Origin of the sequence: Lentzea sp. NPDC059081, assembly GCF_042738015.1 — a bacterium.
Lineage (GTDB): Bacteria > Actinomycetota > Actinomycetes > Mycobacteriales > Pseudonocardiaceae > Lentzea.
Genome location: NZ_JBHYGW010000009.1, coordinates 40,390 through 53,176, shown reverse-complemented (window position 1 = coordinate 53,176; position 12,787 = coordinate 40,390). Strand labels below are relative to the sequence as shown.

Genomic DNA, 12,787 nt, shown 5'->3' with positions numbered 1-12,787 from the left:
GGAGAACCCATGTTCAAGAAAGTCGTCCTGTCCGTCGCGCTCGCCGCGGCCACGACCGTCGTCGCACCCCTGACCGCTCAGGCGTCGGCAGCCGAGGGCCCGATCACCGCGGCGGCGGTCAACGTCTACTACGACACGAGCAGCGCACCCACGTTCGCGAGCGCCATCCGGCAAGGCGCGGCGAACTGGAACGCCCGCGTGAGCAACGTGAAGCTGGTCGAGAACCGCAGCGCGGCCACCCTGCGCTACCGCGAGGGCAACGACTCGCGCGGGTCGTACGCCTCCACCAACGGCCACGGCAGCGGCACCATCTTCATCGACTACACCCAGGCGCGGCAGTACTACGTCACCCGCATCACCGCGCACGAGACCGGGCACGCCCTCGGCCTGCCCGACCACTACAGCGGCCCGTGCTCGGAGCTGATGTCGGGCGGTGGCCCCGGCACGTCGTGCACCGTCGCCTCGCCGAACTCCACCGAGGCGGCCCGCGTGAACTCCCTGTGGGCCAACGGGTTCGTCGGCACCTACGAGTGGAAGACGATCTACGAGCAGATCCCCGTCCACTCCTGATCGCGCATCACCGCGAGGCCCGGGTCCTCTGTGGACCCGGGCCTCGCCCCACTTCCGCGCGCTGACGACGACCTGGTGCGCGAACCAGCTCGCTGCCAGCCCGGCGTGCGGGACCTGCCAGCGCACCGGGCCAGGGTCGTCACCATGACGATCACGCTCGACCCCGGCAGCAGGGTCATGTTCACCGGCGACTCCATCACCACCCTCTGGCGCCCACCGGGCGAGGACCGCGCCGCCTACCCGCTGCAGGTGGCCGGCCGCTGGTGCTTCGAGCACCCCGACCGCCCGATGACCTGGCTCAACACCGGCTACCCCGGCAACACGACCGCCGACCTCGAGGCCCGCTGGCAGGCGGAGGTGCTCGACGCCCGCCCGGACGTGCTGTCGATCCTCGTCGGCATCAACGACGTGGGCACGCCGATGATGGTCCCCGGCGCCGAACCGATCTCGCTGGACGAGTTCGCCGCCACCTACGACCGCCTGCTCGCACCGCTCGGGAACACCCGGCTGGTCCTGGTCGAGCCGTTCCTCCTGCCGATCGCCGGCGTGATCGAGCACGATCTCCACCTCGGCACCGGCCCGCACCGGGTGCGGATCGGCCCGGACGAGCGCAAGCAGTGGCGTGCGGATCTGGACCCGCGCATCGAGGTCGTGCACGAGCTCGCTGCCCGGTACGGCGCTGAGCTGCTTGCCGCGGATCGCCTGTTCGCGGAGCTGGGGGAGCCGGAGCGGTGGTCGGACGACGGCGTCCACCCGACTCCGGCCGGGCACAGCGTCCTGGCGGAGGCGTGGCTGGAGCTGGTCGCCTGACCACGTCAGGTCTCCCCGGGCTAGGCCGAACGGGTTGTGGGTCGCGATCAGTGGAAACGATCCGCTGGACGAAGCCGACATGCCGAGCGCAAGCGTGAAGGTTCAGTGGCGAGTCGGGGTGAGGGGGCGGGGCCGCGGGACCTCGTGAGACGAAGAAGCGCTGTTCACTCGGCGTGGGCACGTCGACGATTCCGCGTACGCTCCCGAAGCCCTTTCTGTCCACTGTGGATCCGTGAGGCCGGTGGATGATTCTGTGTCCGACTTGAGCTCGTTGAACGGCGACAGCCTGCTCGTCGCGTCTCACGACGCCGAGGTGGCGGTGGCCGAGACACCGCTGGTGAGCCTGAGCCGGGTGCAGTCCGTGCCGATCACTTCGGTGTGGCCCACCGAGCCGCACCACTTCACGCCGTGGCTGCTCGCCAACGCGGACTTGCTGAGCGAGGTCCTCGGACTCGACGTCGAGCTGGTGTCGCGGGAGTACAAGGTCGGAAAGTTCTCCCTCGACATCATCGGCCACGAGGTCGAGACCGGCACGCCCGTGATCGTCGAGAACCAGTACGGCCAGACGGACCACGGCCATCTCGGGCAGATCCTGACCTATGCCGGTGGCACGAAGCCGACGACCATCGTGTGGATCGCGGAGCGCTTCCGGGAGGAGCACCGCGCCGCGCTGGACTGGCTCAACACCCACACGGAGCCCGGCATCCGCTTCTTCGGCGTCCGGCTCGCCGCCGTCACGCTGACCGGAGCACCAGCAGGACTCATCGCCCCGTGGCTGGAGCTGGTGGTCAAGCCGAACGACTGGGAGAAACACGCGATGGCCGCCGCCACGGCGGGAACGGGCCCATCGCAGACCCAGCAGCTCTACCAGCAGTTCTGGTCGCTCTTCGAACCGCGGGCGAAGGAACGGGGCTGGACCAACGCCTCCGCGCCCGCCCAGAACTGGTGGAGCATGCCGACCGGGGTGTCCCATGCGATCTGGTCGGTGTCCTACGCGACCTTCGGCTGCCGCTCGGAGCTCTACTTCGAGCACCCGGACCCCGATGTCAACCTCGTGCGCTGGCAGACGCTCGACGACCGCAAGCAGGAGATCCTCGACGAGTTCGGCGACGACCTGATCTTCGACGAGCTGCCCGGCAACAAGGGATGCCGCATCGAGACCAGGCTGCACGGTCCGAAGATCGGGGAACAGCAGCGGTGGCACGAGGTTCTGGCGTGGATGCTCGACAGCCAGACTCGCCTTCGGCGCGCGGTGAGCGTGGTGGGCGGAGTGCCCACCACGACCGCGGCCCCGACGAGCGGCTTCGCAGAGGACGCGACACAGGAAGCACCGTCTGCGGCCACCGACGGGTGACCTCGCGGTCAGGCGCTAGATCAGGCGCCGCCGCACCCGCCACACCACCACACCGATCAACACCGCCGCCAGGACGACGAACAACACCGACTCGATGAGCTGGAACGTCCAGAACCGATCAGCCGGGTGGTAGACCATGAACTGCTGAACCCCCTGCGAGTGCAGGAACTGGTTGAGGTTCGTACCGGCCCGATCGGCGGCGGCCTCCAGCGCGTGGTACTCGGACGAGCTCAGCCTGCGCCCGGCGGCGTCCGCGTAGCCGTGCTGGATCGTCCAGCCCGCGAAACCGGGTCCCGCTCGGCCTGTCGAGCCACCGGCGGGGACCGGTTCCACGGCGGTGAGCGGCGTGGCGAACGCGGGGCGGGCCAGCAGCGCCACGGCCATCCGGGCGGCGAGGAACGCCCCGAACGCCACGCCGAACGCGGGCAGGCTGCGCCGCAGGATCGCTCCGGCGGCGGTGGCGACGCCGAACGCGAACAGCGCGTACGTCACCGGGACCAGGCCCTCCAGGTCGAAGGCGTCGTACTGGAACCGGCCCTCCCACGCGTCGAACGGCTGGCGGAACCAGGTGAGCACCGCGGTGAACATCCCGGTGAGCACGACGGTGACGCCGGCCAGCGCCGCGAGTTTGGCGGTCAGCCAGCGCAACCGCGGCACGGCCTGCGTCCAGGCGAGCTGCCAGGTGCCGTCCTCCAGCTCGCGGGCGAGCAGGGGAGCGCCGAGGAACGCGCCGATCACCACCGGGACCAGGTAGAAGAACGCCAGGAGGTTCTCGACGAACCCGTACCCGTCGTCGAGCAGGCGGAAGGAAGCCGTGCAGGCATCGGTGAAGCCCGCCTCTCCCGCGCACCGGGCGGCACCGCCGGGGAACAGGTCATGTGCCTGCGTGCCGAGCACGAGCAGGGCGATGCCGGACAGGCCCACGAGCAGACCCAGGACGCCGACCTCGGTCCGGTGCTGGCGCCAGATCAACCACGTCACGACGCCCCCACCTCCGCGGCCGCCTCGGACGGGCGGCGCAGGTACGCCAGCACCAGGTCCTCCAGCGCGACCGGCTTGGCCTGCCAGCCCGGCGCGGCGGGGAGAGCGCCGTCGCGCACCAGCAGGGTCGTGTGCCGGTCGCTGTGGACGGTCTCCACGACGGCGCCCGCGCGGTCCGGGTCGGCGGCGGTGCGCGGGCCGACGAGCAGCCGGTGCTCGGTGAGGAGGGTGTCGATGTCACCGGTGAGCGTGACCCGGCCGTGGTGGAGCACGACCAGGTGGTCGCAGACGCGTTCCAGCTCGTGCACGACGTGGGAGGAGAACAGGACGGTCACCCCGCCCTCGGCCACCGCTCCCATGAGGACCTGGAGGAACTCGTGCCGTGCCAACGGGTCGAGGCTCGCCACCGGCTCGTCGAGGACGAGCAGGTCCGGCCGCTTCGCCAGCGCCAGTGCCAGCGCGACCTGGGCCTGCTGCCCGCCGGAGAGCGCGCCGGTCCTGCGGTCGAGCGGGATGCCCAGCGTCGCCAGCCGGCGCTCGGCCAGCGCCTGGTCGAACCGCAGGTTGCAGGCCCGGCCGAAGCGGAGCATCTCGGCGACGGTGAAGCGCTGGTACAGCGGGTGGTCCTGCGCCAGGAACCCGATGCGGGACAACGTGTGCGGCGTGCTGGCGGTGACGTCCTGGCCGAGGACCTCCACCGTGCCCGTGCTCGGCGCCACCAGCCCGACGGCCAGGCGCAGCAACGTGGTCTTGCCCGCGCCGTTCGGCCCGACCAGGGCGATCACACCGCCCGCCGGCAGGGCCAGGGTGCAGTCGCGCAACGCCCAGCCCTTCCGGTACCGCTTGCCCAGACCGTCGGTGCGCAGCGCGAGCCCGGTCACGCCACGCCCTCGTTCCTCGTCTGCTGGTGCACGGAGGCGAAGAGCGCGGTGACCGCCTGCTCGTCGAGGCCGGCCGCGTAGGCGCGGCGCAACCAGGTGGCCAGGCCGCGCTGCAACGACGTGTACGTCGACGCCGACATCACGGCCGACTGCTGCTCGGTGACGAACGTGCCCTGGCCGGGCCTGCCGGTGACCAGGTTCTCCTGCTCCAGCTGCCGGTACGCCTTGGCGACGGTGTTCGGGTTGATCGCCAGGTCCTCGACCACCTCGCGGATGAGCGGGAGGCGGTCGCCGGGGTGGAGGAAGCCCAGCAGCACCGCCTGGCGGACCTGCTGGACGAGCTGCAGGTACGGCGGCACGCCGGAGTGGGTGTCGAGCCGGAAGACGAACACGGTAGCCCCTCACTGCTTTACTAGTGTCATAGTAAAGCAGTAATTGGACTGGTCAAGCCCCGGTCATGCGGGGACGACCACGACGCGTCTGCTGTGGACGGTCGGGGTGACGAGCTCGTCGGTCACGGCTCGGGCGTACAGCGCGTGGGGCAGCTGTGCCGTCGCCTGCTCGCGGGTGACGGGTTCGGCGACCAGCCGGTAGTGCTGCTCGTGCCCGGTGCCGAACCCGGCGGGTGGCGCGAGGACGGCCCAGCTCAGCGACGTCGTGTCCAGAGTGGACAGCGCCCGGCCGTGAGCCTCGGCGAACGGCCTGAGCCGGGGCGGGAACAGGGCGGGGTCGTCCATGACGTTCTCGCCCGAGTCGAGTGCGAGAGTGGCTGTCAGGCCGACTGTCACCAAGCGCCGGCTGGGATGGTGCCAGTTGTCGTCCAGGTCCGTGACGATCTTGGCGTAGTAGTCGGCGTCGAAGCCGTCGAACGACTGTGAAGGCGCTGGGCGCCTCTTCGCACCGTGCGGAGTGCCGGGTCGAGCGGCTCGTGGCGGGTGGACCGCGATGATCGTCCTGTGCCTCCAGGCCGGTCCGCGGAGGTTCGGCGTCCTCCGCCGGCACCTCCGTCCGATCAGCGCGAAGGTCCTCGCGGAGAGTCTGCCGGCCATGGAACGGGACGGGCTGGTGCACCGTCGTCCGATCGACGGTGCCGGCGACGGCGGCGTCGAGTACGAACTGACGCCGCTGGGGAGCACGCTGCTCGATCTGATCGAGCACACCCGCGCGTGGGCGCGTTCCCACCTCGGCGAGTGGTCGCGTGCGCGGGACGAGTTCGACGGCGTCTCGTGAACCGCCGGGTGCCGGTCAGCGTGCGTTGTCGCGCTCGGCCCACTCGTTGCTCCACGCGGCCACCGCGTGCAGCACGGGAGCGAGCTGGGCTCCGATCGGCGTCAGCCCGTAGGTGACCTGGACCGGGCGTTCCGGCCCCACGACGCGTTCGACGATGTCGGCGTTCTCCAGTTCGCGCAGCCGCTGCGAGAGCATCGCGTCGGTGAGCCGGGGGACGCCGCGGCTGATCTCCGAGAAGCGCAGGGGCCCCTGCAGCAGTCGTTGCAGGATCACGCCGTTCCAGCGGCGGCCGATCAGTTCGATGGCCGCGTGGAACCGGGGGCAGTGCCCGAGGGTGCCGTCCGGGTCGTCCGCCTCCTGCGTCACGTCACTTGCCACGACCACAGCATAGTGACTATAAAGTCCGTAGTGACTACGGAATCTATAGTTGGAGTGGACATGACCGCCGAGAACACCGCCGCCCAGGTCGCCGGGCCGTCGCCGAGCCCGCGGTTGCGCGAGCTGGACTTCTTCCACGGGGCCTGGGAGGCCTCGGGGCTGTTCCACGAGACCCCGTTCGGTCCGCGCAAGGACATCGAGATGCGCATCGAGACCGCGGCCGTCGAACGCGGTCACTGGGTGATGGTGCGCACGGAGGAGCTCGCCACCCCGGCGAACCCGGCCCCGCTGACCGCGCGCTACCTGTGGGGTCACGACGTCGCGACCGGCGAGTTCGTGGCGGACTGGTTCGACAGCAACGGCGGTCACGCGGTGCAGCGGTCGAGCGGCTGGGACGGCGAGACGTTCGTCCTGACGGGCGTCATGACGATGGCGGGCACCAGCGTGCCCCTCCGCGACACCTTCACGCGGCTGGGTGACAGCTCCTACCACCACATCGGGGAGATCGACCTCGGCGGCGGCTGGATCCCCGTCGACGAGGAGACGGTCACGCGGGTGGGGAACTGACCGGTGGAGATCGGCATCGGCACTCTCGGCGACCTGCCCCAGGACCAGGGGCACGGCGACGCGGGGGACAGGCTGGCCCAGATCATCCGCGAGGCCGAGGCCGCCGAGGCGGCGGGACTCGACGTCGTGAGCGTCGGCGAGCACCACAGCCCCGACTTCGCGGTGTCCTCGCCCGCCGTCGTCCTCTCGGCCATCGCCGCCAGGACGGACCGGCTCCGGCTCACGAGCGGGGTCACCGTGCTCGGCGTCCACGACCCGGTCCGCGTCCTGCAGGACTTCGCCACGGTCGACCTGATCAGCGGGGGCCGGGCGGAGATCACGGTGGGGCGCAGCGCGTTCACCGAGCCGTTCGCCCTGTTCGGCTACGACCTGGAGGACTACGACGACCTGTTCCGGGAACGGCTCGACCTGCTGCTGCGGCTGCGCGACGAGCCGGAGGTCCGGTGGCGAGGCCGCTACCGCGCCGCGCTTCCCGGCATCCCCGTGCCGCCGAGACCCACCCCGTCCGGCTTGCCGATCTGGCTGGGCGTCGGCGGGTCGCCCCGGAGCGCGGAGCGGGCGGGCGGCCTCGGCCTGCCCATGATCGTCGGCTACCTCGGCGGCCCGCCGCACCAGCCGGCCGCGATGGCGGAGATCTACCGCGAGGCCGGCGCTCGGGCCGGCAACGCCGCGGAACTCCGCCTCGGCATCGCGGTGCACCTGCTGATCACCGACGACGAGAAGGAGGCCCGCGACGCCTATCCGCACTACCGGGAGTTCCTGCGGCCCAAGCGACCCGGCGGCTCCGGCTACCTGGTCAGCCCGCAGGCCTACGCCGAGGGGAGGGGCCGCGACGGCGCTCTCCTGATCGGCACTGTCGACCAGGTCGCCGGGAAACTGGTGCGGCTGCACGAGATCACCCGCTTCGACCGGCTGCAGGTGCTGACCGACTGGGGCGGGCTGCCGGACGACCAGGTGCTCACCTCGATCACCCGGCTGGGCAAGGAGATCGCACCGTTGCTGCGTGACCGGGTGAGCTGATCGGGTGCGCGGTCCGCGGCGATAGACTGACCATCCGGGACGGAGAGGAGGCGGGCGTGAACCACGGCGACAAGCTCTTCTGGCTGTCCGTCCTGATCCAGCGCAGGTATGCGCAGATCTGCTCCCAGTACGACCTGACGTCGTCGCAGGCCACGCTGCTGTGCGCGGTGAGGGACGAGCCGAAGCGGATGGCGTACCTCGCCGCGTCGCTCGGCATGGCCAAGAACGCGCTGAGCCAGCTCGTCGACCGCACCGAACGGCGCGGCCTGGTCAGCAGGGCGACCTCGGAGCTGGACCGGCGGGTGATCATGCTCGGCGTGACGCCGGAGGGGAAGGTGCTGGCGGAGGCCGTGTACGCCGAGACCTCCAAGCGCCTTCCTGACATCGCGGGGCACCTCGACGCGGACGACCAGCGCGAGTTCGAACGCCTCACCACCACCATCGTGGACACTTCGGACCTCTCACCCCCCGGCTCGTCCTGACCCGCCTTGCCGGTGCGACCGGTCTGCGGGGCGGGGCCCGCCGCACTCGCGCCGGGAATGGCCCGGGGGCAAGCTGTACACATGGCCGTGGATCCACGTGGTGCGGACTTGAAGCGACTGCTCGCCGAGGACCAGGGCGGGCCGGTGGTGATGCTGAACCTGCTGCGGTTCGCCGAGGGAGGCGCGGAGTCGTACGACGAGTACGCGCGGCACCTGCGCGAGACGTTCCTGCCCCGCTACGGCGGCGAGATCCTCTACGCCGGCACCGGATCGACGGTGCTGGTGGCGGAGGAGGGGCAGAGCTGGGACGCGGTAGTCGTCGTGCGGTACCCGGACCGGGCGGCGTTCAGCCGCATGGTGGCCGACCCCGAGTACCAGGAGGTGACGCGGTTGCGCACGGCCGCGTTGACCGAGGCGGTGCTGCAGGCGACGGTGCCGTGGACCTGATCACCGCTGCGGCACGCCGTGGTGATCAGGGTCGTTCTCGCGGCGGTTCTCCACGGGGCGCAGCTTGAAGATCAGGATGCCGAGGTACCTGTTCAGCCACGCCTTCTTGTGCGGGTGGCGCCGCGCGGCTTCCTCGCCGAGCTGGGGTTCGACGGTGGTCTCGATCCACAGTCCCGCCGCGCTGAACGCGTTGAGCACGTCGGACATGGTGCAGGCGCGCTTGGTCAGCGCGATGTCCTCGTTCCAGCCGGTCCAGTGAGTCCTCCCTGGCGCGGGCCGGCGAGGCGAATCGACCGCGGCCACCCCTGTGCGAGACTGCGGTCATGACGTCTGTGCCGGACCGGATCGCCGCCGAGCTCGAGAAGGAGATCCTCGAGCGGCGGTTCGAGTCGGGCGCCCGCTTCGCCCTGCGCACCGAGCTGATCGAGCGGTTCAGCGTCAGCGCCAACGCGATGAACGAGGCGTTGCGCATCCTCCGCGAACGCGGCGTCGTCCACGTCAAGCCAGGTGCGCAGGGCGGTGTCTTCGTCGCCCAGCCGCCTCCGCAGGTCCGGCTCGGCGTGATCGACGTCTGGTTCCGCGGGCTGAGGGTTCCGGCGGCCGAGGTGTTCGAGGCGCGCACGGTGCTGGAGAACACCTTCGCCGAGGTGGCCGTCGAACGCACGACGCCGGCGGACGCTCGTGACCTGGACTGGGCGTTGGAGGAAATGCGCGCCCGCAAGGGGGACGCGGTGCAGTACCTCGAAGCGAACATGCGTTTCCACGCGGTCATCGCCCGCGCGGCCCGCGTGCCGTTGCTCGCGGACTTCTACGAGTCCATTGTGGTCTTGTTGCGCGGAGCGTTGGTGCGAGCGGAGTTCGCCGTGCCCGACCCGCGTCCCGAGCTGGACGCCAACATCGCCGTGCACGCCCGGCTCGCGAAGGCGATCGTCACCGGCGACCGCCGGCTGCTGGCGGCCGCGCTCGTCGACCACACGGCCGACCTGGTCCGGTTCTCCTAGCCCGTCCGGCACGACTCGCGGTGATCACACGGCGGCCTGCTCGGCCAGGAAGCTCTCCAGCAGCGCCGCGAACCGTTGCCCCTGCTCGATCTGGACCCAGTGTCCGCAACGGGCGAACACGTGCAGCTGCGCCCTGTCGAGCAGTTCCAGCAACCGCACCGAGTTCGACAGCGGGATGACCTGGTCGTCGCGTCCGTGGACGATGAGCGTCTCGTGCGGCACCGCCGCGATGAGCTCGTCCGCGAGCGTGAGCAGGTCGACGCCGTCCTGCCGCGGCTGCGGGAACATGCCGGCGTAGGCCTCGTGCACACCGGGCCTCGTGGCGGCGTCCAGGCGGAGGCGGACCAGGTCCTCGTTCACCGCGGAACCGTTGTAGGTGAACACGCGCATGAGGTTGCGCATGGCGTCCAACGACGGCTCGAAGCCCCACACCGCGTCCAGGCCGGGCGTGATCTCGAACGGGACCCCGACGCTCCCCATCAGCACGAGCCGGTCGACCCGTTCGGGCGCGGCGATGGCCAGTCGCAGCGCGAGCGCGCCACCGAAGCTGTTGCCCACCACGGACACCTTGGGCACGTCGACCGCGTCCAGGAAGCCCAGGAGGTGCTCCAGCCACACGTCGGGTCCGTAGACGAGGCCGGCGGGCCGGTCCGTGTAGCCGAAGCCGACGATGTCCGGTGCCAGCACGCGGTGAGCGCGCCCCAGCAGGGGGAGCACGGTCCGCCAGTTCGCCCAGGCCGACACTCCGGGTCCGGAACCGTGGATCAGCAGCACCGGCGGGCCGTCGCCCAGGTCGTGGTAGTTGGTCTTCACACCGTTGACGTCGACGCTCAGGCCGACTTCCTCGCTGGGCTCATCCATGCCGGCGATAGTTGCACCATTTTGCGTTTCTTCCCTAGGAAGTTGGATCGACGACCGACGGCGGGTCGGTGGATGCCGTGATGAGCACTGCTTTCAGGTCACCAGAGGATCGCCAATCTTGCGGAAGTTTCCGGAACAATCGCGTATGTTCAACCTTGAACTAACTAGGGGAAGGCTCCTAGGCTGACCGGCATGCCCGTCATCACCGTGCTGCCCCACGGCGTGCAGGTGAGCGCCCGGACCGAGGAGTCGGTCGTGGACGCCCTGCGCCGCAACGGATGGCGCAGTCCGTACAAGTGCCGCCGCGGTGGCTGCGGTGCCTGCCGGGCGCGCCTGGTCGAGGGGACGGTCCGCTACTCGGCACCCGTCGCGGCATCCGTGCTGGACGACTCCGCCCGCGAGGACGGCCAGTGTCTGCCCTGCCGCGCGCTGCCCGAGACGGACCTGGTGATCGACATCGGCGCGCACCCCCTCCGTGCCGTGCTGGCCAGTGAGCCTCGCTCCAGCCGGTCCGGCGCCACCATCCCGAAAGGACGTTGACCATGGGAGTCATCAGGCTCGGCTACGTGCACGTGCGGGTCACCGACCTGGCCCAGGCCCGGTCGCACTACCAGGAGACCCTGGGCATGGACGCCGTCCACGAGGAGGAGGGCAAGGTCTACCTCAAGTCGTGGGACGAGGACGACCACCACTCCGTCGTGCTGGAAGAAGGTGGCGTGGGCCTGGTCAAGTTCGGCTACAAGGTCACCGGCGACGGCACGCTCGACGTGATCGAGAACAGGGCGCGCTCGTTCGGCGCCACCTGCGAGCGGATGTCCAAGGGCGACAACACCGGCGTGGGGGACGGCCTGCGCGTCACCCTGCCCTCCGACCACGTCCTGGAGCTCTACTCGGACGTCGAGCTGCTGGGCACCAAGGTCGGCAAGCTCAACCCCGACCCGTGGCCGCGCGACCTGCGCGGCATCGGCGTGCCGCGGATCAACCACGCGCTGGTCACCACCGAGGACCCCGCGCTGCTGGAGCGCTTCTTCGAGGACGTGCTCACCTTCCGCCCCTCCGAGCGGCTGGTGGCGGGCGACGAGGACTCCGACCTCGTCGGCTCCTGGATGTACTGCGGCGACCAGCCGCACGACATCGCGTTCGTCAAGGGCGCCAACGGCAAGCTGCACCACTTCGCCTACGAGATCGACGACTGGAGCGCGTTGCTCAAGGCCGGCGACATCATGTCGATGGACGACGTTCCGATCGACTTCGGCCCCGCCCGGCACGGCATCACCCGCGGCGGCACGATCTACTTCTTCGACCCGGCCGGCAACCGCAACGAGGTCTTCTCCGGCGGCTACCGCACCGGCCCGGACTTCCGGCCCATCACCTGGACCATGGACCAGGCCGCGCGCGGCATCAACTACACCCACCGCGAGGTCGACCAGGACTTCCTCCAGGTGGTCACCTGAGTGCCCGCCTGCGGTGGGGCGCCCGTCCGTCGTTCATCTCCATTGCTTCAGTGTTGGCCGAAATAAATGCTCGACCGATCGGCCGGTGCCGGGTTCACGCCCGATTCATGCACTCCACCCAGGACTCGGTGGAGACGATGATGTCGGTGGGAAGCGTCTCGGTCACAACCCCGTCCGACACCCAGATGTGCGCGCGGTAGGTGGCGATCGGCACCGAGGTGGGCCCCTGCACGGCGACGAACCCGTTGACGGCGATCCCGCCGTCGGGCGTGTGGTAGTTGGAACCCGGTGGGAGGGAGGACTCGGTGGCGCTCCAGCCGGGAGGCAGGTCGCGCATCCCGAACTCGAGGTCGGTGCTCCACTTCCCGCTCACCACGAAGATGAAGTAGGAGCCGTGCGTCCGGTCGGGACCGTGCAGGACGCACATCCGGCTGACTCTGTCGAACTGCTCCAGCTGCCACGTCCGGGTCTGCGACGTCTGTGCCGAGGCGACCGCGGACGTGCCGGCCACGGACAGCAGGACCACCGAGGCAAGGACGAACATCGATCTGGCGATTCGCAACATCACTCTCACTGAACCCCTCCTGAACCTGGCGCGAACGTGCCTCGGCCGACGCTAGCGACTCGGTCTCAGAGCCCTGTGAGAATCGCCGGCTCGGCAGGAGCTCGGGGCGGTGGTGCCACCGCGTGGCCGAGTTCCGGGGATCGATAGTCTGCCTCGCGCAGAAAGACTCTCGGATCCCTTTGTTGC

The 12,787-nt window shown here is 70.2% G+C and carries 19 protein-coding genes; 11 read left to right on the top strand and 8 right to left on the bottom strand.

Annotated elements, in window-relative coordinates; all coding sequences use genetic code 11:
• The first annotated feature begins 9 nt into the window (after positions 1 to 9).
• The 3 genes from ACFWV3_RS21345 (at position 10) to ACFWV3_RS21335 (ending at position 2,734) form a co-directional block, all read left to right on the top strand.
• Positions 10 to 570, top strand: coding sequence for a snapalysin family zinc-dependent metalloprotease (locus tag ACFWV3_RS21345; RefSeq protein ID WP_382413147.1), 561 nt, complete (start codon positions 10 to 12; stop codon positions 568 to 570).
• Positions 571 to 714: 144 nt separating this feature from the next.
• On the top strand, positions 715 to 1,380 hold the full coding sequence (locus ACFWV3_RS21340; RefSeq protein ID WP_382413146.1) for an SGNH/GDSL hydrolase family protein: 666 nt from the start codon (positions 715 to 717) through the stop codon (positions 1,378 to 1,380).
• Between the two features lie 253 nt (positions 1,381 to 1,633).
• On the top strand, positions 1,634 to 2,734 hold the full coding sequence (locus tag ACFWV3_RS21335) for a DUF4268 domain-containing protein (RefSeq protein WP_382413145.1): 1,101 nt from the start codon (positions 1,634 to 1,636) through the stop codon (positions 2,732 to 2,734).
• A gap of 15 nt (positions 2,735 to 2,749) precedes the next feature.
• On the opposite strand, the gene ACFWV3_RS21330 is transcribed toward ACFWV3_RS21335, so the two are convergent.
• The 4 genes from ACFWV3_RS21330 to ACFWV3_RS21315 all read right to left on the bottom strand — a co-directional run bounded on the left by ACFWV3_RS21330 (position 2,750) and on the right by ACFWV3_RS21315 (position 5,384).
• Positions 2,750 to 3,715: an ABC transporter permease subunit gene (locus ACFWV3_RS21330; protein ID WP_382413144.1), complete on the bottom strand. Its 966-nt coding sequence runs from the start codon at positions 3,713 to 3,715 to the stop codon at positions 2,750 to 2,752.
• A complete protein-coding gene (locus tag ACFWV3_RS21325) occupies positions 3,712 to 4,596 on the bottom strand; it encodes an ABC transporter ATP-binding protein (protein ID WP_382413143.1) in 885 nt (294 codons plus the stop codon). The genes ACFWV3_RS21330 and ACFWV3_RS21325 overlap by 4 nt, the downstream gene beginning before the upstream one ends.
• Positions 4,593 to 4,988 (bottom strand): GntR family transcriptional regulator, encoded by a 396-nt coding sequence (locus tag ACFWV3_RS21320; protein WP_382413142.1) that lies wholly within the window; start codon positions 4,986 to 4,988, stop codon positions 4,593 to 4,595. The genes ACFWV3_RS21325 and ACFWV3_RS21320 overlap by 4 nt, the downstream gene beginning before the upstream one ends.
• 63 nt (positions 4,989 to 5,051) lie before the next feature.
• Positions 5,052 to 5,384, bottom strand: a complete 333-nt coding sequence (locus tag ACFWV3_RS21315) for a hypothetical protein (protein ID WP_382413141.1) — start codon at positions 5,382 to 5,384, stop codon at positions 5,052 to 5,054.
• A gap of 157 nt (positions 5,385 to 5,541) precedes the next feature.
• Between ACFWV3_RS21315 and ACFWV3_RS21310 the strand changes: the two genes are divergently transcribed.
• The gene (locus tag ACFWV3_RS21310; protein WP_382413140.1) at positions 5,542 to 5,826 is read left to right on the top strand and encodes a winged helix-turn-helix transcriptional regulator; all 285 of its coding nucleotides are present in this window, start codon (positions 5,542 to 5,544) and stop codon (positions 5,824 to 5,826) included.
• 15 nt (positions 5,827 to 5,841) lie between these two features.
• On the opposite strand, the gene ACFWV3_RS21305 is transcribed toward ACFWV3_RS21310, so the two are convergent.
• The gene (locus ACFWV3_RS21305; protein WP_382413139.1) at positions 5,842 to 6,204 is read right to left on the bottom strand and encodes a winged helix-turn-helix transcriptional regulator; all 363 of its coding nucleotides are present in this window, start codon (positions 6,202 to 6,204) and stop codon (positions 5,842 to 5,844) included.
• Between the two features lie 60 nt (positions 6,205 to 6,264).
• Here ACFWV3_RS21305 and ACFWV3_RS21300 point away from each other — a divergent pair, with 60 nt between their 5' ends.
• From ACFWV3_RS21300 to ACFWV3_RS21285, 4 genes are all read left to right on the top strand, one after another.
• Positions 6,265 to 6,771: a hypothetical protein gene (locus ACFWV3_RS21300; RefSeq protein ID WP_382413138.1), complete on the top strand. Its 507-nt coding sequence runs from the start codon at positions 6,265 to 6,267 to the stop codon at positions 6,769 to 6,771.
• A 3-nt stretch (positions 6,772 to 6,774) separates the two neighbouring features.
• Positions 6,775 to 7,791 carry an LLM class flavin-dependent oxidoreductase gene (locus ACFWV3_RS21295; RefSeq protein WP_382413137.1) on the top strand — a complete coding sequence of 339 codons (1,017 nt, stop codon included), beginning with the start codon at positions 6,775 to 6,777 and terminating at the stop codon, positions 7,789 to 7,791.
• Positions 7,792 to 7,847: 56 nt separating this feature from the next.
• Positions 7,848 to 8,273, top strand: a complete 426-nt coding sequence (locus ACFWV3_RS21290; RefSeq protein ID WP_382413136.1) for a MarR family winged helix-turn-helix transcriptional regulator — start codon at positions 7,848 to 7,850, stop codon at positions 8,271 to 8,273.
• A gap of 108 nt (positions 8,274 to 8,381) precedes the next feature.
• Positions 8,382 to 8,720, top strand: a complete 339-nt coding sequence (locus ACFWV3_RS21285) for a DUF1330 domain-containing protein (protein WP_382413135.1) — start codon at positions 8,382 to 8,384, stop codon at positions 8,718 to 8,720.
• Here ACFWV3_RS21285 and ACFWV3_RS21280 read toward each other — a convergent pair whose 3' ends face one another.
• Complete coding sequence (locus ACFWV3_RS21280; RefSeq protein ID WP_382413134.1) at positions 8,721 to 9,023, bottom strand: hypothetical protein; 303 nt, start codon at positions 9,021 to 9,023, stop codon at positions 8,721 to 8,723.
• 20 nt (positions 9,024 to 9,043) lie between these two features.
• On the opposite strand from ACFWV3_RS21280, the gene ACFWV3_RS21275 reads away from it, so the two are divergent.
• Positions 9,044 to 9,721 (top strand): FadR/GntR family transcriptional regulator, encoded by a 678-nt coding sequence (locus tag ACFWV3_RS21275; protein WP_382413133.1) that lies wholly within the window; start codon positions 9,044 to 9,046, stop codon positions 9,719 to 9,721.
• A 24-nt stretch (positions 9,722 to 9,745) separates the two neighbouring features.
• Here the strand turns inward: ACFWV3_RS21275 and ACFWV3_RS21270 are convergent, their stop codons facing one another.
• Positions 9,746 to 10,582 (bottom strand): alpha/beta fold hydrolase, encoded by an 837-nt coding sequence (locus ACFWV3_RS21270; RefSeq protein ID WP_382413132.1) that lies wholly within the window; start codon positions 10,580 to 10,582, stop codon positions 9,746 to 9,748.
• A 192-nt stretch (positions 10,583 to 10,774) separates the two neighbouring features.
• Between ACFWV3_RS21270 and ACFWV3_RS21265 the strand changes: the two genes are divergently transcribed.
• Positions 10,775 to 11,122, top strand: coding sequence for a 2Fe-2S iron-sulfur cluster-binding protein (locus ACFWV3_RS21265; protein ID WP_382413131.1), 348 nt, complete (start codon positions 10,775 to 10,777; stop codon positions 11,120 to 11,122).
• A 2-nt stretch (positions 11,123 to 11,124) separates the two neighbouring features.
• Complete coding sequence (locus ACFWV3_RS21260) at positions 11,125 to 12,036, top strand: catechol 2,3-dioxygenase (protein WP_382413130.1); 912 nt, start codon at positions 11,125 to 11,127, stop codon at positions 12,034 to 12,036.
• Positions 12,037 to 12,130: 94 nt separating this feature from the next.
• Here ACFWV3_RS21260 and ACFWV3_RS21255 read toward each other — a convergent pair whose 3' ends face one another.
• Positions 12,131 to 12,580, bottom strand: coding sequence for a DUF5980 family protein (locus ACFWV3_RS21255; protein WP_382413129.1), 450 nt, complete (start codon positions 12,578 to 12,580; stop codon positions 12,131 to 12,133).
• Between the last annotated feature and the right edge of the window lie 207 nt (positions 12,581 to 12,787).